Annotated in this window: 26 protein-coding genes and 1 tRNA gene; 20 read left to right on the top strand and 7 right to left on the bottom strand. The window is 34.6% G+C overall.

The window, feature by feature from the left end; translation table 11 throughout:
• The 7 genes from nuoG to uvrC all read left to right on the top strand — a co-directional run bounded on the left by nuoG (position 1) and on the right by uvrC (position 9,760).
• Positions 1-2,049: an NADH-quinone oxidoreductase subunit NuoG gene (nuoG, locus tag ACWHVF_RS05040; RefSeq protein ID WP_447933303.1), complete on the top strand. Its 2,049-nt coding sequence runs from the start codon at positions 1-3 to the stop codon at positions 2,047-2,049.
• Positions 2,033-3,058: an NADH-quinone oxidoreductase subunit NuoH gene (gene nuoH / locus ACWHVF_RS05035; protein WP_064125166.1), complete on the top strand. Its 1,026-nt coding sequence runs from the start codon at positions 2,033-2,035 to the stop codon at positions 3,056-3,058. The genes nuoG and nuoH overlap by 17 nt, the downstream gene beginning before the upstream one ends.
• On the top strand, positions 3,051-4,055 hold the full coding sequence (gene hemB, locus ACWHVF_RS05030; protein ID WP_064125167.1) for a porphobilinogen synthase: 1,005 nt from the start codon (positions 3,051-3,053) through the stop codon (positions 4,053-4,055). The genes nuoH and hemB overlap by 8 nt, the downstream gene beginning before the upstream one ends.
• A gap of 137 nt (positions 4,056-4,192) precedes the next feature.
• Positions 4,193-4,951, top strand: coding sequence for a phosphatidylglycerophosphatase (locus tag ACWHVF_RS05025; RefSeq protein WP_265035435.1), 759 nt, complete (start codon positions 4,193-4,195; stop codon positions 4,949-4,951).
• Between the two features lie 44 nt (positions 4,952-4,995).
• A complete protein-coding gene (locus tag ACWHVF_RS05020) occupies positions 4,996-5,835 on the top strand; it encodes a glycine--tRNA ligase subunit alpha (RefSeq protein WP_082860922.1) in 840 nt (279 codons plus the stop codon).
• Between the two features lie 3 nt (positions 5,836-5,838).
• On the top strand, positions 5,839-7,947 hold the full coding sequence (gene glyS / locus ACWHVF_RS05015; RefSeq protein ID WP_447933221.1) for a glycine--tRNA ligase subunit beta: 2,109 nt from the start codon (positions 5,839-5,841) through the stop codon (positions 7,945-7,947).
• Entirely contained in the window at positions 7,940-9,760 is a 1,821-nt protein-coding gene (gene uvrC, locus ACWHVF_RS05010) for an excinuclease ABC subunit UvrC (RefSeq protein WP_064125171.1), read from the top strand. Before glyS ends, uvrC begins: the two co-directional genes overlap by 8 nt.
• A gap of 50 nt (positions 9,761-9,810) precedes the next feature.
• Here the strand turns inward: uvrC and ACWHVF_RS05005 are convergent, their stop codons facing one another.
• The 3 genes from ACWHVF_RS05005 to ACWHVF_RS04995 all read right to left on the bottom strand — a co-directional run bounded on the left by ACWHVF_RS05005 (position 9,811) and on the right by ACWHVF_RS04995 (position 13,089).
• Complete coding sequence (locus tag ACWHVF_RS05005) at positions 9,811-10,431, bottom strand: CvpA family protein (RefSeq protein WP_064125172.1); 621 nt, start codon at positions 10,429-10,431, stop codon at positions 9,811-9,813.
• Positions 10,432-10,488: 57 nt separating this feature from the next.
• On the bottom strand, positions 10,489-11,085 hold the full coding sequence (locus ACWHVF_RS05000; RefSeq protein ID WP_064125173.1) for a riboflavin synthase: 597 nt from the start codon (positions 11,083-11,085) through the stop codon (positions 10,489-10,491).
• A gap of 240 nt (positions 11,086-11,325) precedes the next feature.
• The gene (locus tag ACWHVF_RS04995; RefSeq protein ID WP_064125174.1) at positions 11,326-13,089 is read right to left on the bottom strand and encodes a hypothetical protein; all 1,764 of its coding nucleotides are present in this window, start codon (positions 13,087-13,089) and stop codon (positions 11,326-11,328) included.
• 145 nt (positions 13,090-13,234) lie between these two features.
• On the opposite strand from ACWHVF_RS04995, the gene pheS reads away from it, so the two are divergent.
• From pheS to ruvC, 12 genes are all read left to right on the top strand, one after another.
• Positions 13,235-14,278, top strand: coding sequence for a phenylalanine--tRNA ligase subunit alpha (gene pheS, locus ACWHVF_RS04990; RefSeq protein ID WP_447933220.1), 1,044 nt, complete (start codon positions 13,235-13,237; stop codon positions 14,276-14,278).
• On the top strand, positions 14,279-15,571 hold the full coding sequence (glmU, locus tag ACWHVF_RS04985) for a bifunctional UDP-N-acetylglucosamine diphosphorylase/glucosamine-1-phosphate N-acetyltransferase GlmU (RefSeq protein WP_064125176.1): 1,293 nt from the start codon (positions 14,279-14,281) through the stop codon (positions 15,569-15,571).
• Positions 15,572-15,746: 175 nt separating this feature from the next.
• Positions 15,747-16,758 (top strand): IS630 family transposase gene (locus tag ACWHVF_RS04980; RefSeq protein WP_447933057.1). Its coding sequence is split into 2 segments (ribosomal slippage): positions 15,747-16,208 and positions 16,210-16,758, totalling 1,011 coding nucleotides; the frame shifts between segments, so codons are not numbered across the junction.
• A 3-nt stretch (positions 16,759-16,761) separates the two neighbouring features.
• Positions 16,762-17,214: a P44/Msp2 family outer membrane protein gene (locus tag ACWHVF_RS04975; RefSeq protein WP_064125442.1), complete on the top strand. Its 453-nt coding sequence runs from the start codon at positions 16,762-16,764 to the stop codon at positions 17,212-17,214.
• Positions 17,215-17,404: 190 nt separating this feature from the next.
• Entirely contained in the window at positions 17,405-17,707 is a 303-nt protein-coding gene (rplU, locus tag ACWHVF_RS04970; RefSeq protein WP_064125443.1) for a 50S ribosomal protein L21, read from the top strand.
• A gap of 10 nt (positions 17,708-17,717) precedes the next feature.
• The gene (gene rpmA, locus ACWHVF_RS04965; protein WP_064125444.1) at positions 17,718-17,987 is read left to right on the top strand and encodes a 50S ribosomal protein L27; all 270 of its coding nucleotides are present in this window, start codon (positions 17,718-17,720) and stop codon (positions 17,985-17,987) included.
• Positions 17,988-17,996: 9 nt separating this feature from the next.
• Positions 17,997-18,073 (top strand) — tRNA-Ile (locus ACWHVF_RS04960).
• 64 nt (positions 18,074-18,137) lie between these two features.
• Complete coding sequence (gene metK, locus ACWHVF_RS04955; protein ID WP_064125445.1) at positions 18,138-19,319, top strand: methionine adenosyltransferase; 1,182 nt, start codon at positions 18,138-18,140, stop codon at positions 19,317-19,319.
• 116 nt (positions 19,320-19,435) lie between these two features.
• Entirely contained in the window at positions 19,436-20,119 is a 684-nt protein-coding gene (locus tag ACWHVF_RS04950) for a TenA family protein (protein ID WP_064125446.1), read from the top strand.
• Between the two features lie 44 nt (positions 20,120-20,163).
• Complete coding sequence (locus tag ACWHVF_RS04945; protein WP_064125447.1) at positions 20,164-20,823, top strand: TenA family protein; 660 nt, start codon at positions 20,164-20,166, stop codon at positions 20,821-20,823.
• Positions 20,824-20,870: 47 nt separating this feature from the next.
• On the top strand, positions 20,871-21,698 hold the full coding sequence (locus tag ACWHVF_RS04940) for a cytochrome c oxidase subunit 3 (protein ID WP_064125448.1): 828 nt from the start codon (positions 20,871-20,873) through the stop codon (positions 21,696-21,698).
• Entirely contained in the window at positions 21,699-22,187 is a 489-nt protein-coding gene (gene ruvC / locus ACWHVF_RS04935) for a crossover junction endodeoxyribonuclease RuvC (RefSeq protein ID WP_064125449.1), read from the top strand.
• Positions 22,188-22,231: 44 nt separating this feature from the next.
• On the opposite strand, the gene ruvX is transcribed toward ruvC, so the two are convergent.
• The 4 genes from ruvX to ACWHVF_RS04915 form a co-directional block, all read right to left on the bottom strand.
• A complete protein-coding gene (gene ruvX, locus ACWHVF_RS04930; protein ID WP_064125450.1) occupies positions 22,232-22,699 on the bottom strand; it encodes a Holliday junction resolvase RuvX in 468 nt (155 codons plus the stop codon).
• A gap of 255 nt (positions 22,700-22,954) precedes the next feature.
• A protein-coding gene (locus ACWHVF_RS04925; protein WP_447933063.1) for an IS630 family transposase occupies positions 22,955-23,966 on the bottom strand; the annotation gives its coding sequence in 2 pieces (ribosomal slippage) (positions 22,955-23,515 and positions 23,517-23,966; 1,011 coding nt in all).
• Positions 23,967-24,109: 143 nt separating this feature from the next.
• On the bottom strand, positions 24,110-24,259 hold the full coding sequence (locus ACWHVF_RS04920) for a hypothetical protein (RefSeq protein ID WP_162000089.1): 150 nt from the start codon (positions 24,257-24,259) through the stop codon (positions 24,110-24,112).
• A 19-nt stretch (positions 24,260-24,278) separates the two neighbouring features.
• Positions 24,279-24,449: a hypothetical protein gene (locus ACWHVF_RS04915; protein WP_447933219.1), complete on the bottom strand. Its 171-nt coding sequence runs from the start codon at positions 24,447-24,449 to the stop codon at positions 24,279-24,281.
• A 619-nt stretch (positions 24,450-25,068) separates the two neighbouring features.
• On the opposite strand from ACWHVF_RS04915, the gene gatB reads away from it, so the two are divergent.
• Positions 25,069-26,493, top strand: coding sequence for an Asp-tRNA(Asn)/Glu-tRNA(Gln) amidotransferase subunit GatB (gene gatB / locus ACWHVF_RS04910; RefSeq protein WP_064125269.1), 1,425 nt, complete (start codon positions 25,069-25,071; stop codon positions 26,491-26,493).
• The last annotated feature ends 120 nt before the right edge of the window (positions 26,494-26,613 follow it).

Below are 26,613 nucleotides of genomic sequence, written 5' to 3'. Positions count from 1 at the left end.
GTGGTTAAAGTTACTATTAATTCTAAGGAATGTGAAGTAGAGCATGGGCTCACTATAATTCAAGCTTGTGAAGTCGTGGGCGTTGAAATTCCACGTTTTTGCTATCATGAGCGTTTAGCAATTGCTGGTAACTGCAGAATGTGTTTGGTTGAAGTGGAGGGTGGACCTCCAAAACCAGTAGCCTCTTGTGCAATGCCAGTTGCAGAAGGGATGGTTATTCACACTGATACCCCTAAGGTTAAAAAAGCACGTGAAGGTGTGCTTGAGTTTTTGCTAATTAACCACCCGCTTGATTGCCCAATTTGCGATCAAGGTGGTGAATGCGATTTGCAAGATATCACGATGGCTTATGGGAAAGGAACCAGCAGACTTGATGAGCATAAGAGGGTTGTGCCAAAAAAACACTTCGGACCACTGATTGAGACTGCGATGAATCGATGCATTCATTGCACTCGGTGTGTTAGGTTTTTGTCTGATGTTGCAGGTACAAATGAACTTGGAGGAATCGGAAGGGGAGAAAATGTAGAGATTAGCACTTACATAAAAAGGCATATTAGTTCTGAATTATCTGGAAATATCATAGATCTCTGCCCGGTAGGGGCTTTAACTTCAAAGCCTTACTCCTTTACAGCGCGTCCATGGGAGCTATCACATTGTGAGACTATAGATGTGCTAGATGCTGTGGGTAGCGCAATTAGAGTTGATTATCGTGGCCCGGAGGTTATGAGGATATTACCAAGGCTGAGCGAAGAGGTAAATGAAGAATGGATATCAGATAAAACCCGCTTTGCCTATGATGGACTAAAAGTTCAGCGTCTTGATCGACCTTATATAAAAAAAGATGGTAAATTAGCCCCAGTTGATTGGAATGAAGCATTAACTGTTGCTGCAAAGAAATTAAAGAATACAAAATCAAATAAAATAGCTGCAATTGCAGGTGATTTAGCAGATTGTGAGTCTATGCTTCTACTCAAAGAAGTGATGCAGAAGCTCGGCTCGGGGAATATAGACTGCAGACAAGATGGTGCAAAGCTTATACCAAGTAATCGCGGATCTTATGTGTTCAATACCACTACCCAGGGTATAGAGAATGCAGATTTGTGTCTGCTTATAAATACAAATCCAAGGATAGAAGCACCGATCATTAATGTAAGATTGAGAAAGAGATATTTACAGGGCAACTTCCCTATTGCAAGTGTTGGTCCTAACATTGAATATTTGTATCATGTTGAGAAATTGGGCGATAATCCTGATGTTTTGAGTAAAATAGCAAATGGAAATCATAAGTTCTGTGAGCTGCTGGTAGCCGCCCAAAACCCTATGCTGATCATTGGTCAAGATGCATTAATAAGAGATGATTCTGAATCAATTCTAATTCTAGCTGGCAAAATTGCAGAAAAATTTAACATGGTCAGAGACGACTGGAATGGCTTTAATATGCTGCATAAAGCTGCAGCAAGGGTTGGTGGTTTGGACGTTGGGTTTGTTCCTGAAAAAGGTGGAAAAGACACTAATCAAATACTGGAGCATACAGAAGGTAGCAAGATAGAAGTCATTTATCTTCTTGGTGCAGATGAAATTGATACGTCAAAATTAGAAAATACATTTGTAATTTATCAAGGTCATCACGGTGATAAGGGTGCACATGTGGCAGATGTTATCTTGCCTGGTGCTGCATATACAGAAAAATATGCAACTTATGTAAATACTGAAGGTCGAGTGCAAAGAACAAATTTAGCTGTATTTCCTCCAGGTGAAGCAAAGGAGGATTGGTTGATTATTAAAAATCTTTCACAATATTTAGACCTTTCTTTACCGTATGATAGTTTATTTGATGTGAGAAAAAAATTAGATACTATCGGTCCACAGTTTAGAAATGCCGATCAAGTGGTAAAAAACACATGGGTGCCAATTAGCAATGATGGGATAAGCTTAAGTAATACACCTTTCACTTTAAAGGAGTGTAATTTTTATATGACGGATTCAATAAGTCGCGCTTCAAAAATAATGGCAGATTGTACTAAAGCTTTTTATGAACACGCTAGTTAATATTTTATTTATTTTAGTACCGCTACTACTTTCAGTTGCGTACTTGGTATACTTTGAGCGTAAGGTTATTGGTGCAATTCAACTGAGACACGGCCCAAGTGTAGTTGGACCTTTTGGGCTATTGCAGCCATTTGCAGATGCTATTAAGCTACTGATTAAAGAGCCGATAATACCATTTAGAGCGAGCACCATACTGTTCATTATGGCTCCAATGCTTACCTTTATCTTGGCATTAATTGCCTGGGCAGTTATACCGTTTGGTGCTGAAGTAATTGTAAAAAATGGCCAGCAAGTAGTGATTCCTAAGGTTATAGCAAATATTAATGTTGGAGTGCTTTATGTGCTAGCTATATCGTCGCTGGGAGTATACGGCGTAATTATTGCAGGCTGGTCAAGCAATTCTAATTATGCATTTCTTGGCGCTATACGGTCGGCTGCTCAGATGATTTCATATGAAGTTTCAATAGGTTTAATAGTTGCTACAGTTGTTGTTACAACTGGTACGTTGAACCTTGGAGAGATGGTGGTAGCGAAACACAATATGCCATTTTGGGTTGATTTGCTACTAATGCCTATAGGAATAATATTTTTTATTTCTTTGCTTGCAGAAACTAATCGTCACCCATTTGATTTACCAGAAGCTGAAGCAGAGCTTGTCTCTGGATATAACGTTGAATATTCATCCATGCCTTTTGCCCTCTTTTTTCTTGGAGAATATGCAAATATGATTCTAGCAAGTGCTATGATGACGATATTCTTTCTAGGAGGATGGTATCCGCCGCTGGAGTTTAGTTTACTTTACAAAATTCCAGGTTTGATTTGGTTCGTTTTGAAGATAGTTATACTTTTGTTCGTATTTATTTGGATTAGAGCAACAATACCTCGTTATCGATATGATCAGCTAATGCGCCTTGGTTGGAAAGTGTTTCTGCCAATATCGGTGCTTTGGGTGGTACTCATTTCAGGAGTGTTGCTCTTTACTGGGAATTTACCTGGATCCAATGTTTAATTTTCCAAATACAAGATTAAGGCGCAGGCGCTCGAGCAAATGGGTTCGCAATTTAACAAGTGAAAATAGTTTATCAGTAAATGATCTGGTTCTTCCTCTGTTTGTTCACAACAGAGAAGAAACAACTGAACCAATTTCTGGCTTACCAGGCGTAAAGTGTTATTCAATAGATGGATTAGTGTCTATAGTTAAGGAAGCTAAAGATTTAGGAATTAATGCTGTTGCAATTTTTCCTGTAGTTGATAGTAAACTAAAATCTGAAAACGCTGAGGGAGCATATAATTCTGACAACTTAATCTGCAAAGCAATCCGTGCTGTAAAATTAAAGGTACCTGAAATTGGTATTATTGCAGACGTTGCACTGGATCCATACACTATTCATGGCCATGACGGCATTTTAAAAGATAATCAGATGGATGTAGAAAACGATGAAACTATATCAGTACTGTGTAAGCAAGCACTTGCTTTAGCGAAGGCAGGATGTGATATAGTTGCTCCTTCTGATATGATGGATGGTAGAATAGGAAGAATCAGAAAATCATTAGATGATAATAACTTTCAAGACGTATTAATATTATCTTATGCGGTGAAATATTGCTCTAGTTTCTATGCTCCATTCAGGCAAGTCGTTGGTTCATGTGGGCTATCACATTCTATAGACAAAAGTGGTTATCAAATGGATTATAAAAATGCGCACGAAGCAATGTGCGAAATTGAAATGGATATAAATGAAGGTGCAGATTTTATTATGATTAAACCAGGTATGCCATATTTGGATATTATCAAAACAACAAGTGATAAGTTTAATTTTCCGATTTTTGCTTACCAAGTAAGCGGTGAGTACGCAATGATAAAAGCTGCTGCAAATAATGGCTGGCTAGATTATGACAAGGTGATTTATGAATCTTTGATTGGTTTTAAACGTGCGGGTGCAAGTGCAATATTCACTTACGCTGCACTTGATATTGCAAAAAATTTAAGTGCACAAGCCCTATAAAATTACTAAATTTTTGGCGCATGTTCTTCTACTGTTGCTGCATATTACCTAAAATTTTCCAATACATGTTTTAAGTTATTGATAAGTCCGTTACAATACAGTATTATAAATAATATAAACCAAGTGTTACTTAGAGCATGGGGATTTTTTTTGAATTTTTGGGAAAGATGCTAGGTAAGGTTTTTCCTGCCAAAACAGTAAGCTCTTTTTTGGGAATAGGATATTTACCAGGTTGGCAGAACTATTGGTCTTCTTTTTTAATATTATTTATTGTCGATGTTATATTGATTTTTACATATGGAGGCGAATATTTACTATATAAAATGCCAAATTCAGGAATAGTTGTAGCTGCTATTTTTACAAAATTGGCAATAGTTATGTTAGTAATGCAATTAATTGGAATATTTATTTTTCATGCTCAGGATCCTTCAGCAAACAGTGGTGAAGACATAGTAATACAAATAGCGTCAGGGCAAGTACTGACTGTAGCACTTTCAATGCCAGCAATAATGTCAATTTATTATGCTGTAAGTAAACTCTATGGGAGTATATGTAAGCAGATGTTTCAATGCCCATTTTGGTTTAATGATTTTATGCACTTTTTCTTTTTTCTTATGATACCTTACGTATTTTTTAATGTCGTAGAAGTGATAAAACCATGGCCAATAAGTTCAATACAGCTCAGCTATAATAATGCAATGTCAATTACATTTGAGGGGATTTTTCACACATTTTATGCGGTGATTTTACTGTATTTAACAGCATTTATATTCTGCGATTTAACTATGCATGATGCAATTGTCCTAAATAAAAGCATAATTCAGTATGTGAGGGAAAGTTCAGCAGTTTTAGGTGATTATTTACATAGTGCTGCAAAAAAAATAAATATTGAATAGTACTTATTTATTTATATATTTAGTATAAAAAGTGTACAATTTGTGTGAACTTACAAAGTATAATAAAAGAGTTACAAGATTTTTGGGCTAGTGAAGGGTGCGTTATACTTCACCCATACACATCTGAAGTTGGTGCTGGCACATTACATCCTGCAACAATTATGTCTGCAATTGATACAAAATCGACAAAAATTGCATATCTACAACCAGTAATTAGGCCAGCAGATGGACGCTATAGTGATAATCCTAATCGCTTGTATCAACATCACCAATATCAAGTTATAATAAAGCCATCTGGTAATAATTTACAAGACGTCTATTTAGATAGCTTAAAAGCTCTTGGCATATCTACAGAAAAATATGATATTAAGTTTGTTGAAGATGATTGGGAAAATCCAAGTGTCGGCGCATCAGGACTTGGATGGGAAGTTACATGCAATGGAATGGAAGTAACACAGCTTACTTATATACAGCAAGTTGGAGGGATTGACTGCAAGATGATTCCTGGTGAGGTGGCATATGGGTTGGAACGTTTAGCAATGTGCATACAAGGTGTAGATAATGTTTACGATATAACTTGGAACGATAACGGTGTAACTTACGGAGATATTTTTAAACAAAGAGAATATGAATTTTCTTATCTAGCGTTAGATTATTATGATACTAAAGTGGTACAGCAGCAATTTGAAGATACGGAAAAATTATGTAAGTTCCTTATTGAAAAGGAGCTACCAATGGCAGCTTATGACCAATGTATTAAAACTAGTCACCTACTTAATCTGCTTGATGCAAGAGGTGTGCTTGGTGTAAATGAACGTACAGCTTATATTGGTAAAGTTAGAGAGCTAACAAAAAAATGTTGTGAATTGTACATGAGTAAATAGCGTATGTCGTTGCAGTTGTTATTTGAGTGCCTTTCAGAAGAAATACCACCAAGGATGCAGAATGTAGCTGCAGTTCAAGTTAAGAGTTATATTACCAGTGCTTTTAATAAAAACAATTTAAGGTTTGCATCTATAGAGGTTTTTGTAACGGCACGTCGCATCACTCTTTTTGTCGACAACATAAGTGCTTCGGAGCTAAAGGATTCCAATAACGAAGTTAAGGGACCAAACGTTAACGCACCAAAGAGTGCTATCGAAGGTTTTTTAAGAAAACATCAGAAAAATGAAGAAGATTTGCTCGTTCGAAAAGTAAATAATGAGGATTTTTACTTCATTAAAAGAGAAAGCTGCTCATTTAACATTCAAGAGTTTCTTAAAAATCAACTAGGAGAAATATTAAAAAATTTCTCTTGGCCAAAAAGTATGAGATGGGGCAAAGGAAAAGAAAGGTGGGTTAGGCCAATTAAAAACATTTTATGCATTTTAAATGACGAAATAATACCTGTGTCTTTTGCAGGGATCACAGCATCTAACACAACATATGGCCATCGATTTCTCTCAAGTGGTACAGCGTTAACTGTTAAAGCACCTAAAGACTATTTTGAATTGCTAGAAAAAAACAGTGTAATTCTCCAAATGGACAAAAGAAAGCAATTTATACTAGATCAGATTAATAAATTCACAAAAGAGCAGAATTTACAACTTGAGAAAAATGATTATTTACTAAATGAATTGACAGGGCTTATAGAGTGGCCAATCGTACTGTTTGGTGAAGTGAATCAAGAAAAGTCATTTGGATTACCGAAGGAAGTAATACTTAGTATAGTTAATACACAACAAAAATACCTTGCTTTAAGTAATGGAAAGAGAATTTCACACTTTGTCACTGTTGTCAACGTCAACAATGGTGAAGTTGTTAAAGGACACGAAAGAATATTAGAAGCACGTCTTGCTGATGCCCAATTTTTAATATCTCAAGATAAAAAGGAAAATCTAGATTATTATGTCAAAAGATTAGGTTCAATATTATTTCATGCTTCACTTGGCAGCGTGGGGGAAAAGGTGAAGCGTATTACGCCTCTGTCAAAGTATATAGCTATATTTATTCCACATGCTTCGCTGATAAAAGTTGAACGTGCTGCATATTTGGCAAAAGCTGATTTGGCAACATCGATAGTAAGAGAGTTTCCAGAATTACAAGGAGTAATGGGTGGATATTATGCTTCTTATTTTCAAGAAGATAGAGAAATAGTGGAAGCTATAACTGAGCATTATAAGCCAATCGGGCCAGAGCAGGAGTGTCCTAAATCTCCTTCTGCAATTGCTGTGTCAATTGCAGACAAAGTGGATAGCTTAGTTGGTTTAATTGCAGCAGGTGAGAAAATCTCTGGTTCGTATGATCAATTTGGTTTGCGGAGAATGACAATTGGTATAATTAGGACAATACTTGAAAATAATTTGCATGTTCCAATTAGGCTAATGATAGACAAGTCAGTATCTTTATATTCAAGGCTTCTATTTAATAAAAATACAGCGTCAGTTGATAAGCCAAATAGAAAACAAATTTTAGAACTAGTATTTAGATTCTGCTTAGAAAGATTCAAGGTTATTTTAAAAAATAGAGATATAAGGCAAGATGTTGTAGATTCAATACTATATAAAATCGATATTAATGATCTGCTGACAGCAGAAAAGCAAACTGTTATATTGGATCGTTATCTTAGTACTCCAGAAGGTGAACAAGTTCTAAGCACTTACAAAAGAGTCAGTAACATGATGAGCAAAGCAAGGAAAAGTGATGGCACTACTTATAGTGCATCTTACGGTAAGAGGTTTTTGATTGAAAGTGAAGAAATTGCGCTATCAAATTGTGCTATAACTGCTTGTAAAAACATAAAACAAGCGATAAAAAATAACCACTTTAATGTAGCACTTGATGAACTTGCTGGTTTTGCTCCGTTTATCAATCAGTTTATGGACAGTATAAAGATTAACTGTGATTCTGATAAGCTGAGAAGAAACAGATTATCTTTGCTTGAAAATGTAGTTTCCATCTTTCATTTAGTAGCAGATTTTAACCTCATACAGGTTAAGCAATGGATAAATGCTTAGGCAATATAAAGAACAAATCAAATCATCTCCACAGTCCTGTGGCGTGTATAAGATGGTTGGAGATAAGAATAAAGTTTTATATGTTGGAAAAGCAAAAAACTTGAAGTCGAGGTTATCCGACTACCTTCAATTCGAAAACCTTTCTGAACGAATTAGAGTTATGCTCTTACAGGTTATTAAGGTTGAAATATTCATCACTGAGAATGAAATCGAAGCACTGCTTCTTGAAGCACAGTTAATAAAATCATTGAAACCACTTTATAATATTGTGCTCAAGGATGGAAAATTTTATCCTTATATAACAATTTCCAAGCACGATTATCCAAGAATAGCAAAATATAGAGGCAAATTTAAGAAGAATGAGTTTCATTATTATGGTCCCTTTACATCTGCCGCTGCTGTTAAGCAAACTATATTGTCATTGCAAAAAGCTTTTCTCCTAAGAGTATGTTCAGATCAATACTTTTCCTCAACAAAAAGACCATGTATTGAATATCAAATTAAGCGCTGCTCAGCACCATGCATAAACAAAATCACAAAAGACGACTACTGCCAATCAGTAAAACAGGCACGAAATACATTGCTTGGAAGAAATAAGGAAGTGAAAGAACAGTTACTTTTCACAATGAGAAAGTGCAGCAGTGAAGAAAACTATGAGCTTGCTGCTATATATAGAGATCGGGTAAAGTTTCTTGAGCAAATTCAAATACAGCACACGGATTTTTCTTTTGAAAAAGATGCAGATTTCTTCAGTATTGTACGTGAAGAGGATCTAGCATGTATTAGTGTGTTATCGTTCAGAAATAAAGACAACTACGGCAGCACTCCTTACTTTGCCGAGAACTGTGGTGATCACTCAAATGATGAAATTTTATCCACCTTTTTGGTCAATTTTTATAATTCAGCTAACATACCTCCAATACAAATTTACGTTCCAGATTCTATTGTGGATAAGGAAATTATAGAACAAGCACTATATAAGGTTGCTCAAAAGCCAGTAAAAGTTCTGCATGCAAAGAATAAAAAAGAGCGTGATTTATTGAAATTTGTTTATGATAACTCTCAGCATAGCTTAGAGCAGAAGCTTATCGATTATAGAAATAACCTAGAAAAGCTTGAGGAGCTTAGCAAAATCTTCTTGTTACCAAATATTCCAAAGCGTATTGAGGTTTATGATAATAGCCATATTTCTGGAAGCCAGCAAATTGGTGTAATGGTTGTTGCAGGGCAGGAGGGTTTTTTAAAAAGTGAGTACAGAAAATTTACTATAAAGGAAAAATTTTCAGGCGATGACTATAAAATGATGAGGGAAGTGCTAACCAGACGTTTCTCCGGCAATATAAAAGGCATAATACCTGATTTTTTACTGATTGATGGCGGACCAGGACATGTTTCCATAGTACAGAATGTACTGGAAGTATTGAATATAAACGTTCCTTTTGCTTGTATGGCAAAAGGTCCTGATCGTAACGCAGGAAATGAAACATTTTATATGCTGGGCAGGGAAGAAGTCAGTCTGGCAAATGACAGCAAAGTCATGCTTTACTTACAATTGCTGCGTAATGAAGCCCACCGTTTTGCGATAACTTCACATAGAAAGAAGCGCGATAAACAGTTTATAGTTTCACAATTAAGCAAAATACCCGGCATTGGCAACAAAAGAAAAAAAGCGTTGATGTCTTATTTTGGTTCAGAGAAAAATATAAGCAAAGCTTCTCTGGCTGAAATTCAAAACGTACATGGAATTAGTAAAGGTTTAGCAGAAGTCATTCTTAAACACGTGAATTATAATAGAGGAGTGCTCTTAACCTGACACATATGGCTTTTTGAATACTCCCAATGAACATATTTATAAATAAATATTTACTCTTCTTTTTTATTGTTTTTGGGTTTTTCTTGATCAACCATTTCTCCACCGATCTCTTTTATTTTTAGTATCAACGACTCTGGCACATACATGTCAATTACTTCTTCTGCTGTCACAAATAAAGCCTGATAAGAGTGTGAATTTATTATCCAATTAGGCAATATGTCTTCTGCTTTTATTTCAGAATGTTCCTCTTTTTTGCCATATTCTTTTTTGCCATATTCTTTTTTGTCATATACTGTGTAACAATATAAGTACACAGCAAAAAATAGTACATAAGAGAGCAATATTCCTTTAAGCACTCCGAGAAAGATTCCAGTAACTCTATCGATAAACCCCAACCTTATGGGTGATAATATGTACATTAGCCAGTTGTTTATTATCATGAATATAAGATTAAGTATAATAAATACAGAGATTGTAGAAAGTATGTTTAGTATAACTTTAGAATCAAAATATTTACTATAATTTGGAGTGAAAAAATCATAGTGATTAGCTGTCAGAAAAATTGATAAAAATAGAAACATTAGTGCGCATAGCTCTTTTATAAAACCTCTAGTTACCGAGATTATTACACATAGAACAACAATGAAGATAATTAAGCTATCGAAAAGCATATTTTATATCTATATGGTTTTCAAGATATAATAGTTGTAAATAATAAGGTTGTAAAATTAATTGTATTTATGCTGCATCAATTGATCTAAATACCTAGCGATCATGTCAATTTCTAAATTCAGATAATCATTTATTTTGTTGTACTGAAAAGTTGTATTTTCCCATGTATAGGGAATTATATTTACTATAAATTCCTGATTAATAACTGAATTCACTGTGAGGGAAACCCCATTTAGTGTAACGGAGCCTTTTTTTGCAACAAATTTAATTAATTCTTGTGGGCACGATAGTTTGATTTCATGAGAATCTAAATTTCGTTCGATTGTTAAAATTTTTACTATCCCATCAACATGACCCTGAACTAGGTGGCCATCGATCTTATCACTTAATCTCATTGCTTGTTCGAGATTTATTTTTTTTCCTATTCTCCACGTATTTAAGTTAGAAATCTTCATAGTTTCTTGAGACGTTTGGACTGTAAATATGTCGCTCATCATATCAACAACAGTTAAACACACACCAGAGCAAGCTATTGAATCTCCTTTATTTATAGAGGATAAATTTTGTGTCTTGATATGGAAAATTTGATCAGAGTTGGAGTGAGTGGTAGTATCAGTTATAGTCCCGATATCCGTAATAATTCCTTTAAACATATGGTGAAAATAAATAATTTTACCATGAAAAATTTTTTACAACAACTTACTTCTATTTTGTTATAGCTAAAGTAATTCTGGTTTACCGACGATTTAAAAAACGACAAATTCGTCATTCCGCCGCTTATTAGTAGGATCTATGTGAGATACCATGACGGTATGACGTAGGACTGCTGTCATCCCGCTGCTTGTTAGCGGGATCTATCCGCGGCGATATGATGTAGGAAAACTGAGCCTGCACTAGCTATAGGTGTGAGAAAGGGGATCGTTTTTACTTACTTGCTTAACAGGTTCTATAGAATATTCAGAATATATAAAGTAAGCTAAACTCAAAACACATAATGTAATCAATGTTGGTAACCCTATGTTCAATGCTAACCCAATATTTTCTCTTTTTTCTGGTGGCACTAATCCTTTTAACATTGACACTTTTCCTAATGGAAAATGCCATAAGCAAAGTGTTGATGCAGATGCTACTATTATAAATAGACAAAAATAAGCCTTTTTTGAGGAAAATACAGTTTTTAACGGTGATTTGAGTGTAATGTTAGTAGGTGGTAGAGTTTTAGCTTCATTTGTTGCTGGTGAGGGATCTTTAATTGGTAAAGGGTTTGTAGATTTATGAAAAGTATTTTTATGTTGCGTAGGAGGTTGTTGTATATAAACACCTGAAACTAATTGCTCTTTTTTTCTATATACTTGCTTTTGTAAATACTCTTTTGGAAAAAAAGACTTGCCAGCTGGTTGTGGTATTTCTAGTATTTCTAATACTTCTGATATCTCACCTGACTCTAATATTTCATGTAATTGTTTATCTTGAAAATAAACAATATTGAATATTGAGTTAAAAACATTGCGAAATGTTTCTGGATCTTGATTTTTGTATCCATTTATCACTTCAATAAATATTTCATCGAGTTTTTTTCCCCTGCGCTCAATCTGGTTATCTATCATAGCTACTCTAGCATCATTTTGAGCTTGTTTTATGATAGATTGTTTTTCTTCTTCTGATAGTTCTTGAGCTTGCTTTTTTGACTTCTTTTTTCTGTTAGCCTTAAAATAATCTGTGTGCGAAGTAGTTTGACCTATATCCCGTTCCACTTCTTGAGGCATTGGATTTCCTATATTACCCTCTGTTATCCGAGTAGCTTGACTACTTGGATCCATGTTTCTTTTTTCCTGGTCAAGCGCTGGAATGATACCAAATGGTATATTGTTGCTCTGTATAGAAGGTTTTGGTGTTCTTAAAAGGGATAACCTTATTACATCATCAAAAAAATTAGATAAGGGAAGGAAAATTCTATATTTTGGTATATTAACTTTTATTGCAGCAGTAACCACTGAAGCTTTACAATTTACTTTGCTTGCTATGTTAAAGCCAAACGAGCCTGTAAATGGTACAATTTGTCTATTTTGTGCGTTTTTTTGCTTAGTTTCACTCTGTTCTTGTCTGTCTTTATTTTCTGTTTCTTTTAGTTGTAGTGTAACTTGACTCTGTTCCTCATTTTCAGTTTTTTCTGCATGTTTTAGCTTCTTATTCAAGAACGACTCAATTCTGTGCGAGTTATCCAGGTTAATGTTTTTAACGTCTGTTTGTAGTATTATTGTTATTCCTTGCAGAAGGATTTGAGGCGGAGCATTACTTATGAATTCTTCTACAGTTTTATCACTATTAGTTTTACAGTAGTTATTATATAATTCACTGCTTTCTTTTGGTACTTTTATATTGACTGTAAAATTTTTTTCCCGAGAAAGGCAGATTTTAAAAAAATCAATTAAAGATTTTATTTGAAATGGTCTTGTATTAAAAGTGTCTTTATCTGTTGCTGTTAGCTCAAATGAAAATTCTTGTATATTACTTTCAATACTTCTCGAGCGAATGGTACTGATCTTAATTATTTTGCTAGAAAATGCTTTACTTATGTTTTTGGATCTTTCCTTAAAGAACTTAGGTAAATCCTCTATTTTGTACTTATTATAAGTTTCAGTGTCACTGTTGTGCATGGTTGATACAGCAAATTCATCAACGCAAAGGTAAATAAAAAAAATTAATTGGTCAATAAATTAATAATTAAAATGGGACAGTTTTTAGATTGTTGATGCTATTCAAGATTTTACTATAATTAAAATTTAAGCCAGCGTTTCTAAGATGAATAAAGAGCTACTGAATGAAATACCTTCACTTGAAGATAAAGCGGTCTCTGAAATTGAGAATGCTTCTTCTTTACAAGATTTAGAAAAAGTCAGGCTATCATATTTGGGAAAAAAGGGTGTAATTAAAGCTTATTTTGACAACTTAAAAGAGATAGAAGATGCAGGAAGAAAGCGCAATTTAGGCGAAGTTATCAATGTTTTACGTAATAAGCTAGATCAGCTTATAACGAATAAGGAAAATATACTAAAAGCCGAAGAAGTTAACTTTAAATTGCAGAACGAGGCGGTTGATATCACGTTGCCCGTTAGACCAGAAAAAATGGGCAAGGTCCATCCACTCAGTAAGGTTATAAATGAAGTAAAGCTTATTTTTGCACATATGGGTTTTAAAGCAGTTGATGGCCCTGACATTGAAGATGAGTTTCATGTATTTGATGCACTGAATACTCCAAGTCATCATCCTGCGCGAGAGGAGCAAGATACCTTCTACTTAAAGAATAAAATAGATGATAAAAGAATGGTACTGCGCACTCACACCTCATCTGTGCAGATTAGAACCATGGAAAAAACAAAAAATTTCCCAATTAAAATAGTAGCCGCAGGTAGAGTATACAGAAACGACTTTGATGCAACTCACACTCCTATGTTTCATCAGATAGAAGGGTTATATGTCGATGAAAGTGTCAATATGGGCCAGTTAAAATTTACTATTCATCACTTCCTTAATAAGTTCTTTGGCGATAAAGGGCTGAAGATACGTTTTCGTAATAGTTTTTTCCCTTTTACTGAACCCTCTGCGGAAGTGGATATAAGTTATAAAGGTAGTAAATGGATAGAGGTGCTCGGATGTGGTATGGTGCATCCAAATGTCTTTCAAAATGTTGGAATAGACCATACTAAATACAACGGTTTTGCGTTTGGCATTGGTATAGAAAGGCTTGCGATGCTAAAATATCAAATCAGCGACCTAAGAAGCTTTTACGATAACAAAATCAGTTGGCTTGATCATTATGGTTTTCATTTTTCATCTTTAAGATAAGTGATAAATAAAGCTCATACTTTCATCATACTTGCTGCAGGGCATGGCAGGCGGATGAATTCAGGCTTACCTAAAGTCCTGCACGAAATAGGCAATTTTTCCATGCTCCAGCATGTCATTTACAATGCAAAACAGTTAAATCCTGAAAATATTGCTGTTGTAGTTGATCAGCCTTTAATTGAAAAACTAAAGTGCTTTGAGGATATACAGTTAATTACACAAGAATTAACACTTGGCACGGGAGATGCAGTCAAAACTGCGATGAGAAACCTGAAAAAATTGCCAGATTCAAGCATAGTTGTTGTGCAGTATGGAGATACTCCGCTCATAAAAAGCAGCACAATAACTAAAATGATTAGTTATTTAGAAGGCAAGGCTCTAGTTTGCCTAGGTTTTAGGACAAGCAATAAAGAATACGGTAGGTTAATTATTGAGAATGGTTCCTTAAGAGAAATCGTAGAAGCAAAGAGTGATAAAAATAATCATGAAGAATTTCTTGCCAATGCTGGAATAATGGTGGCATGTGCAAAGAATTTACGTGAATTGGTGGAGAAAATAGAGTGCAATAGCTCAACTCAAGAGTATTACTTAACTGATATAGTCTCCATTGCGGTGGAACATGGTTTGAACGTCGGTTACGTTATTACCGGTGGAGAAGAGGCAACTGGAATAAATAACAGAAATGACCTTATAAAAGCTGAATTTTACTTTCAAGAAAATAAAAGAAAAGTTTTTACCGACTTCGGGGTAACGCTTGTTGCACCAGAGACTGTTTTCTTTTCTCTTGATACGCAAATTGTCAGAGATTCAGTGATTTACCCATATGTGTTTTTCGGTCCTGGAGTGAAAATAGAGTCTGGTGCAAAAATACTGCCATTTTCGCATTTAGAAAACTGCTTAATTAAAAGTAATGCTGAGATCGGTCCATTTACCAGAATACGTGGAAATACAATAATTGATAATAAGGCAAAAATAGGAAATTTTGTGGAAGTGAAAACAAGTGAAGTTGGTCAAAACACGAGAATAAAACACTTAAGTTATATAGGAAATACTAAAGTAGGGCAGGGGAGTAATATAGGAGCAGGCACTATTGTTTGTAATTATGATGGGAAAAATAAACATGAAACAAATATAGGGAGCAATTGCTTTGTTGGCGCCAATAGCTCGCTGATTGCGCCACTTAATATTCATGATGAATCTGTAATTGCAGCAGGTAGTGTTATAGTTGAAGATGTACCAGAAAAAAGCCTTGCAATAGCAAGAGAAAAACAAGTGATTAAGAAAATAAAGTAATTTGCTGTAATTATATTATTTTTAATGCTTATATTTGTATACATGCGTATATCAATATTTGGAGGGTAAAAATGAAAAAACTACTTACTTTATACCAATTCCCATTACACGGCAAACAGATAGACAATAATAGAAGACAAGCCATAATGAAATAAGTGAAATAGTCGAGGTATAAATGGCACTAAGATCAAAATTATTGGATGAAGAAGTAGTAAAATCAGCAAAAAAAATGCTGAAGAAAGTAAGGAACAATGCATATGTTGCAAAAAAACTAAATGCTGTAATTGCAGCAAAAAAGCATAGTATAACGGCTGTAGCAAAAATATATTGCATTTCAAGAAGCGCACTAACTTCGTGGATAAAACTCTTGAAATTAGGCAGAGAAGAAAAATTGTTTGCTCCTCCACAACGGCGTAGAAAAACTAAATTAAATCAGGCTCAACTACAGCAAGTTGAAGCATGGGTAGGAGAAAATCCTAATATTACCATTAAAGAAATGAGAATAAGAATCCAGGAAAAGTTCGGCTTAAATATTAGCAAATCTACAGTACACCGCTATATGCAAAAGATGAAATTCTCTTATATTACACCAAGACCAGTACACAATGTACAAGATAAAAGAAAACAAGAGGAATTCAAAAAAAAATCTCAACGAAGTTATTGGCAAGTATTCTGAAAAAGAGCTGTTTTTCTTCGATGAATCGCGGTTTGGCACACATTCAAAGACCGGGCATGGATGGTTTAAAAAAGGCGTCAGAACAAAAGTTAAGGTAAAATTAGGTAGGGAAAATTTTTATCTCTACAGTGCAGTTAATCCTAGAAATGGGGAGAATTCTAGCTTGTTTGCACCGAATGTCAACACTGATTGTATGAATATATTTCTTGAGCAAATGTCTCAATATTTGGGACCACGAGAAGCCTTTCTTGTTATGGATTGTGCTAGTTGGCATAAGTCGAAAAGTTTAAAGGTACCTAAAAATATTGAGATTATATACCTACCACCATACTCACCTGAACTCAATCCAGTTGAGAGGCTTTGGTTGTATGTAAAACAGAACATTTTGCGCAATAAAATATACGATACTATTGCTTTGCTTGAGAGTGCTTTGTGTAAATTTATTACTTCTCTTACCTACTCCACAATTAAACAACTCTGCTATGTATCCTATTTGAATGACCAACAATGAGAATTGGTATTAGTAGCTATATTGCCTGCTATTTCTTTGTCAGCACCGTCTTTTGGAGTTGATTGGATTAAAGATAGAATCTATACTTCTTTATCATACAGTTCTGGCGATTTTAGTTATAGTATCGGTTATCACTACACAAACAGCGTAAAAATTTCAGTTGAGCCTATGATTTCAGTTGCAAATATTTTTGAACATAGACTGCAAGGAGGAATGTTGGCAAATTTACGTTATCATTACGAGTTTACAAACACGGATATCACTCCGTATGTCAATGTTGGTATAGGTGCTGCTATCGATTGGAGTGAGTTAGAATTTGGTTTCTCATATAAAATAAGCTCTGGTCTTGACCTTCCGCTTTCTTCAAGGACAAGTGTTTTTGCTGGTTATCGTCTATTGAAAGAATTCGAAGGTCATAACCATGGGTTTGAACTTGGAATAAGTTTTAATTTGTAAGCTCCGATTGAAAACTTTTATTAGCATAGTAAAGTTTCCATGAGACTCAGAGAATTTAAGAGTAGTAAAGTTTTAAAACTTTACTACTTGCCAAAGGAAAGAGGATGAAGTATTTCATGTTTTTATTTATATTGACAGTATGTGTAACATCATTTACGATTAGTATTAATAACGATAATTGATATTTATCATGTTTGCAGTAATTGAAACTGGCGGAAAGCAGTATTTAGTAAAAGAAGGCAGCATAATCAAAGTAGAAAGATTACAAGCTGAAGAAAAAGAGGAAGTGGAGATCAGTAAAGTGATTTGTGTTTCAAATAATGGCTTATCTTGTCCATCTAATGCTATTGTTAAAGCTGAAGTACTGGAGCAGTGTAGAGATAAAAAAATTATAATCTTTAAGAAAAAGAGAAGAAAAAATTACCGTAGGAAAACTGGTCATAGGCAGTATATCACTGTTCTTCGTATCAATGAAATTAGTCTTCAAAAGTAAGAGGTAAGATATGGCAACTAAAAAATCAGGTGGTAGTTCCTGTAATGGTAGAGATTCGGCAGGTCGTAGGTTAGGGATAAAGAAGAATGGAAAAGTTATTTCTGGTAACATAATTGTGCGCCAAAGAGGCACAAAATTCCATCCTGGGAAGAATGTTGGTATAGGTAAAGATCATACGATTTTTGCTAAAATAGAAGGCTGGGTTAGTTTTAGGAGGTCAGCAAATAAAAAGACTTTTATTGATGTTGTGCCTACAGATAATATGCAAGCTTTAGCTTGAATAGATCAAGGGTCTGTAGCTCAGGTGGTTAGAGCGCACGCCTGATAAGCGTGAGGTCGGAGGTTCAACTCTTCCCAGGCCCACCATTTAGTAATTACTAACTGTGTTTTTTATAGCGGTTTTGGTATTGTATAAGCAGAAACCTAAAGCATGAGTTTATATAAAAATTTAGTAACCAGTGAGTCAGTGGCGGCTGGTCATCCAGATAAAGTAGCAGATCAAATTTCAGATGCAATACTTGATGAATACCTTTTCACTGATCCTTTTGCGCGAGCTGCAATAGAGACTTTAGTCACCAAAGATAACGTTATTATAGCTGGGGAAGTATTCGGACCTAACATCAAAAATAGCAGGATTGAAAGTATTGTACGGAATACAATAAAAGATATTGGTTATGAGCATGATGGTTTCCACTGGAGAAAAGTGAAAGTAAATATATTGCTGCATGAGCAATCAAATGACATTGCAATAGGGGTGGATCAAGGTGCTGGAGATCAGGGCATAATGTATGGCTATGCAACAACAGAGACAGAAAACCTTATGCCAGCACCCATTTTTTATGCACACTCGATTCTGAAAAATATTATGAGTGCAGTTAAAGAAGCAAAGCTTGGTCCGGATGCAAAATCACAAATCACTTTGGCATATGAGAATAACCTCCCGGTACGTGCTGAAAGTATTATTGTCTCAATACAGCACCCTGAGGATTTGGATCAATCAAAAGTAAAAGAAATAATTTATCCTTACATAGTTTCATCTTTACCTAAAGGATGGATGTGTTCTGAGGAAAATCTCTTGGTCAATCCAACTGGTAGATTTGTTATTGGTGGGCCAGTTAGTGATTGTGGATTAACCGGACGAAAAATTATGGTTGATACTTATGGAGGTTATATTCCACACGGTGGAGGAGCATTTTCCGGAAAAGATGCAACCAAAGTTGATAGATCTGCAGCTTATATGGCAAGATACCTTGCTAAAAATATTGTCTTTGCAGGTTTAGCTGAACGTTGTCTTGTGCAGCTTTCTTATGCAATTGGTGTATCAAAACCTACTTCATTCTATATTGATACATTTGGTACGAATGCGGTGGAGGAAAGAGTAATTAAAGAGTTTATTGAGAATAGTATAGATTTATCAACAAAAGGCATAATCAAGCATTTATCGCTTAATCGCCCTATATATAAACGTACAGCCTGTTATGGACATTTTGGTAAAGAGTCAGAAAATGACGGTGGATTTTCTTGGGAAAGCATGAACTTGTCTGCTGATCTTTGTAGAGAATTCAATATAGAAGGTAATAGTAAAATTTCTTTAGATTGCCAAAATTTTTGATTTACAGCCTCATATTTATATACTAGCTTATTGTTGAAGTATAATTGCTTTTTCATAATAATTATACTATATTAGTGATAATTATTATATTCAGTTTTTATTGTGAGGCTCATAAAATGTATAACAGAATAGAAGAAGAATTCTGTAGCATAGCTATAAAAGAATCGTCTGATCTTATTGATAAAATAAAAGAACACCCTTTTAATGTTGAATTGATGAATAATACATTAGATTATGAAAAATTCAAATTCTACCTTCAGCAGGATTTTCTGTATTGTATAGATTGCGCTCGTGCTTTTTTAATTATTGCAGCTAGAGTTGATGATATTGAAATGATGAGTAGTTTAATCAATTTGGCACAAGGAGCATTTTATGTTCGAGAACAGTATAAAAAATATTTTGAAGATTGTGATCTATCTGGTGATCACAAAAAGTCAAGAGCTTGTTCTGCCTTTACTGACTTTTTCATGAGTGTTGCATATCACAATTCTGTTAATGAAGCTTTAGTAGCATCTTATTCTTGCTTTAACATATACCAAATCGTTGTACGCCATATGGTATATGAGATAACAACTAAAGGGATTAAAAATAACAAATACAAAGAGTGGATCAACATTTATAGTAGCGAAACAGTAAATGCTATAATTGATGAGGTTACTGATATTACAAATAAGCTATATAAAAAAGCTAGTGACTGTGAAAAAAAGAGGATGTATGAGTTTTTTAAGAAAGGGCTGGAATTAGAAATAATGTTTTGGGATGAGGCATATTACTCTAATATATCTAGCAAAGAATATTAGCAGCGGATTATTTACGTTAACTTGATCTTTTATCGGTAACTACAATGTTCAGTGGCATAATTAGGAGCTGTTACGGGTCAAATCTTTTAAAGGATATAATTGAGCATCCTTTTGATGTTGAGTTAGCGAATAACACCCTAAATATAGAGAACTTCAAGTTCTATGCTCAACAAAAGACGTTGTTCTTAGGTGATTATATTCGTACCACCTTAATTACTGCATCCAGAATGGAAGATTATAGTAGTATTATCTTGCTTGCTGAAGTAGCCCAAAGAGTAGTGACTGTTAATAGAGTGCTATATGACTACTACTTTACTATGTACGGTATAAGTCGTGGAAAGAAATCTCTTGAGTGTTTTAATTTCTCTAATTTTCTTTTATCCATCTCGTATAGTAATACCTATGAGGCTATGACGGTTTTGTATTCTTGCATGTTTATATACAAGACTATCGTTGATAGCATGAAAAATAGATTCAAGAAAAATAATAGATATAGGGATTGGTTTAATTTTTGTTACAGTGATTCAGTAAAGTCTGGATGCATTATTTTGGAAAATATTGTTGATGGATATTGCAGCAGAGCAAGAGAAAACGAAAAGAGCAGAATGCTTGAGTTGTTTAGAATAACTGCACAATTTGTGTTAGATTTTTTGAACGGTGCATATAATTTTTCAAGATTCAATCAAGATTTTAAGGAATATTGACAATTTTAAGCTAATTTGTATCCTTAATAAGTATTTTTTAAAATGCTATGAAAAGTAAAGAACATGATTTTCATTTAGTGGATCCAAGCCCTTGGCCAATTGCTATATCAGCAGCAATTCTTATTCTTGCACTTGGATTAGTTGGCGCGCTTCATAAACAAATTTTCGGAGTGTTTTGTTTAGTTTTGGGAATCTTTGCAGTATCAGGGGTGCTGTTTTATTGGTGGAGAGATGTAATAAGGGAGGCCATTTATGACAAATGTCACACTGCCATTGTAAAACATGGACTCAAATTTGCAATGTACTTATTTATTCTCTCGGAGGTCGTGTTTTTTATAGTGTTCTTTTGTTCATTCTTTAAAGCCTGGCTTGATCCAGTTTTTTTATTTGAGGCGTTTTCTCCTGCAAAAAAAGTTGAATGGCCCCCTGAGGGAATTTTGCCACCTGATCCGTGGTCACTACCGTTCATGAATACGTTAATATTATTGCTTTCTGGTACAACAATTACTTGGGCAAATCACTCTTTACTTGAAAATGATAAAAAGAGCATGATTAAAATGCTGTCCATAACTATATTGCTTGGGGTTTTTTTTATAATAGTGCAAGCAATAGAGTATCATGAAGCGAGTTTTTCTCTACAAGAAACAGAAGAAAAGCTTATTTATACATCCAATTTTTATATGATTACCGGTTTTCACTGCGCACACGTTATAATAGGAATAATATTTTTATCAGTGTGTTTATTTAGAGCACGGAAAGGCCAATTTACACTTCAGGACCATTTGTGCTTTGAGTTTGCCTCCTGGTATTGGCACTTTGTAGATATAGTCTGGATATTTTTATTTTTATTTGTCTATTGGTTAAGCGTTTATTAAGTGGTTAAAATAATAGGTCTAGATCCAGGAATAAGCAAGACTGGGTGGGCCATTATCAGCCTGAACGAAAAAAATAATATTGAATTTTTGGGCGGCGGTACCATATCAACTGATGGTAAATTGGGTACAGGTGAACGCTTACATATAATTTTTGAACAATTAAAGAAAGTAATTTCCCTATACTCTCCGAATGAAGCTGCGGTAGAAAAAATTTTTGTTAATAAAAATCCTAAATCTTCACTAACTTTAGGATATGCAAGAGGGATTGTAATTTTAACGTTAAAAATAACAAAGCTAACTATGAATGAATATGATGCAAACTATGTAAAAAAAAGCATTACCGGAAATGGCCATGCTGATAAGGATCAGATTATATTTATGGTGAAGCAAATAGTTAAAAATTTGAATATAAAATGTCACCATGCTGCTGATGCTCTTGCTGTAGCAATTTGTCATGCTTATACGAAAGGTTCTTGTTTTGTTGAGTAACTTTTATATGAGATTCAGTTTGAAGATTTCCAGATCTGAAAAAACTATTTGATTGTATTTATCTTGTCTAACGTTCGTTGCAAAATAATACATGCAGAGATTTTATCATCTATTTTTTTCGATTTTGTGATTGATATTCCAGTGATTTTTAGTGTATGAGTTGCGATAGATGTTGAGAAGCTTTCGTCTTGTAAGTATATATGTACTTTATATTTTTTTATTATTTTATTTGCGAATTGGATTATGGTTTTACACCATTTAGTTTCTTGCTCGTCCATTTTTAATGGTAGTCCTATTACCATTGATCCAGCTTCATTTTCTTTGAATATTCTATGCAGATAACCTAAATCTTTGCTCATATTTTTTCTGTGATATATGCTATGAGCTGTGGCTATGAGCTGTGTTTTATCGCTAAATGCTATGCCTATTTGCTTTTCTCCCATGTCAAGGCACATTATGCGCTTATCTTTTGGAATAGACTTTAGAAACTCATCTGGATTTCTATGTAGCATCTATTAGACTTCCTTTAAAGTGACCTTACCAAAAAAGTGGAGAAAAAGTTAAGAAAATTTTTTACAAAAAGAATAATGAATCAAATTGCTCAGGAATGCAATAGACTTCTTGCATAACCCAAACTAAGTAGAAAAAAGGTATCATCTAAGTAGCTGACACTGGTTTCCATCCAAAAGGGCAGTGCCCCTATGATGTCATTCCAGTGCTTGACACTGGAATCCAGACTTTAATTGTTATACTTGTAATACCAATTCTCATTGTTGGTCATTCAAATAGGATACATAGCAGAGTTGTTTAATTGTGGAGTAGGTAAGAGAAGTAATAAATTTACACAAAGCACTCTCAAGCAAAGCAATAGTATCGTATATTTTATTGCGCAAAATGTTCTGTTTTACATACAACCAAAGCCTCTCAACTGGATTGAGTTCAGGTGAGTATGGTGGTAGGTATATAATCTCAATATTTTTAGGTACCTTTAAACTTTTCGACTTATGCCAACTAGCACAATCCATAACAAGAAAGGCTTCTCGTGGTCCCAAATATTGAGACATTTGCTCAAGAAATATATTCATACAATCAGTGTTGACATTCGGTGCAAACAAGCTAGAATTCTCCCCATTTCTAGGATTAACTGCACTGTAGAGATAAAAATTTTCCCTACCTAATTTTACCTTAACTTTTGTTCTGACGCCTTTTTTAAACCATCCATGCCCGGTCTTTGAATGTGTGCCAAACCGCGATTCATCGAAGAAAAACAGCTCTTTTTCAGGATACTTGCCAATAACTTCGTTGAGATTTTTTTTTGAATTCCTCTTATTTTCTTTTATCTTGTACATTGTGTACTGGTCTTGGTGTAATATAAGAGAATTTCATCTTTTGCATATAGCGGTGTACTGTAGATTTGCTAATATTTAAGCCGAACTTTTCCTGGATTCTTATTCTCATTTCTTTAATGGTAATATTAGGATTTTCTCCTACCCATGCTTCAACTTGCTGTAGTTGAGCCTGATTTAATTTAGTTTTTCTACGCCGTTGTGGAGGAGCAAACAATTTTTCTTCTCTGCCTAATTTCAAGAGTTTTATCCACGAAGTTAGTGCGCTTCTTGAAATGCAATATATTTTTGCTACAGCCGTTATACTATGCTTTTTTGCTGCAATTACAGCATTTAGTTTTTTTGCAACATATGCATTGTTCCTTACTTTCTTCAGCATTTTTTTTGCTGATTTTACTACTTCTTCATCCAATAATTTTGATCTTAGTGCCATTTATACCTCGACTATTTCACTTATTTCATTATGGCTTGTCTTCTATTATTGTCTATCTGTTTGCCGTGTAATGGGAATTGGTATAAATAAGTCTGGTGAGAATAAACGTTCATCTCAAAATGCAGTATTTTTGTTGAAATAGCTCAACTGGATTCCAGCGTCACGCGCTGGAATGACACCTTTGTGTTTGCATAGCTGTACGAACATTGTGATTTGAGAGCAATCTCCACAAGGGAGGATGTCATTCCAGTGCCCAGACACTGGAATCCAGGAAAAAGAATGGTGTCATCCAAGTAGCTGACACTGGTTCCTTTATGATGGTGTCATCCCAGTGCCCAGACACTGGGATCCAGGAATTTTGATTGGACACTGAGTTGGTAAGCATAAAAGTGTTATGTTAAAACACAACGTTCTTGATGGAATCATGTGGAAAACTGGATCCCAGTGTCTGGGCACTGGGATGACAAAGGAGAGCAGTGTCAAGCACTGGAATACATCACAGGGGCACTGGAATGACACCCTTTACGGGCTCTTAAATTGCAACTATAAATATTTAAGAAATTTACCAAACAAAAAAAAGGCAAAAGAAGCCCCAGTCACTGTCTATTTTCAATATTGGCGTTTTTTAAGTCTTAAACACTGCAATTTAGCTGCTTTTAAATGCAACTCACCTTAGTTTGAATGTTTAAGAAATTTACTAAGCAGAAAAAAAGGCAAATAAAACCCTGAGTAGCTAGTTATTCACTATCTATTTTATAAGTTGGCGTTTTTTAGTGTCTTGTAACGCTTTTAAGCGCATTTTAGCTTATATTAGGTAAAAACCTAGAAGTTTTATAAAGACATAAGGTGCACATAGTGCAAAAAATTAAACATGACACGCCAGATATACTAAGTTTTTTTGTCATTTTAATCTGCTGCAGAGATTGGGAAGTTAAATAAAATAGCTTCAGTTTCATGATAAGGAAGTTGGCGGAGTTTGTCAAGGAAGTTTTTGCATTTAATCTGTTTCTATGGGTTGCATACCACTTAGCTAACATGAGTTTTGTTTTGACTTTTTGTGTTAATTTTGCAGAATATTAAGATTATCATTTAAATAAAATACATGACGAAAGAGGATTGGGAAGCGGTAATTGGGCTTGAGGTGCACGCTCAAGTTTCTTCTAATACGAAGCTATTTTCTAGCTCATCAACGGAGTTTGGTGCTGAGCATAACACTCAAGTTTCTCTAGTTGATGCGGCAATGCCAGGTACGCTGCCAATATTAAATTATTACTGCATAGAGCAAGCAATACGCACCGGTCTTGCACTTTCTGCAGAAATTAATAAGTGTTCTTACTTTGATCGGAAAAATTATTTTTATCCCGATTTACCGCAAGGTTACCAGATAACCCAGTTTTTTGAGCCAATAGTTAAAAATGGTAGAGTATTTATCAATGACAATGAAAAGGAAATAAGAATCGCGAGAATTCATTTAGAGCAAGATGCAGGGAAGAGCGTTCATGAGGAAAGCAAAACTTATGTGGATTTAAATCGTGCAGGGGTTGCTTTAATGGAAATTGTTTCAGAGCCAGATCTCCGTTCATCTGCGGAAGCTGAAGAATGCATGAAAAAATTGAGGCAGATTTTGCGTTACATTGGTTCATGTGATGGTGATATGGAAAAGGGATCACTTCGTTGTGATGCAAATGTTTCTGTCCGCCTAAAAGGCAGTAGCACACTTGGCACCCGCTGTGAAATAAAAAATCTAAACTCGATACGTTATATCGTGCAAGCTATAGACTATGAAATACAAAGACAAATTGAAATTTTAGAAAGTGGGGAAGAAATAAGTCAAGATACCTTATTGTTTGATGTCGCTTTGGGAAAAACAAAAGTGATGAGAAGCAAAGAGGATGCAAGCGACTATAGGTATTTCCCTGAGCCTGATTTATTACCTGTTGAGGTAAGCCAGGAGAAAATTGATTCTATTAAATCATCTTTGCCTGAGTTACCAGATCAAAAAAAGCTGCGATACATTGAGGAATTAGGTATCAATGAATACGATGCAAACGTCATTACTTCCGATAAGGCGATTGCTGATTACTTTGAGGAATTGATAAAAAAACATGATTCAAAGCTCGCGGTTACCTGGTTAACTGTAGAGCTTTTCGGTCGTTTAAATAAAGCAAATATTGATATTGTGAGCTCCCCAATCAAAGCAAATGCTTTGTCCGAACTCTTAGATTTTATCGTTGATGGAACGATCTCTGCTAAACTTGGTAAACAAGTTTTTGATATTATGTTTGAAACTGGCAAACCTGCATCCTTAATTATAGAAGAGCAGGACCTAAAACAAATAACCGATAAAGGTCAAATAGCGGAAGTTATCGACACAATCGTCAATAACAACCAAGATAGGGTTCAAGAATATAAAAGTGGTAAAACAAAGTTATACGGATTCTTTGTTGGTGAAGTTATGAAATCCACTAAAGGAAAAGCCAGCCCCGATGTCGTGAATTCAATTTTGAGTGAGAGATTAAGTAATTAGTCACATTTTTTATTTACATAACAGCACATCTCGTAGATATTCCAAGGTCTTTGTTACGATATCTATATCTCATGATATATAACTTTTTTACCATTTGTCGGCACCATCTTTAAAATTATG

The sequence above is a fragment of the Wolbachia endosymbiont of Dactylopius coccus genome (genome assembly GCF_977011065.1).
Note: the sequence above shows the minus strand (reverse complement) of the source record. Positions and strands in the feature narration are given on the sequence as shown.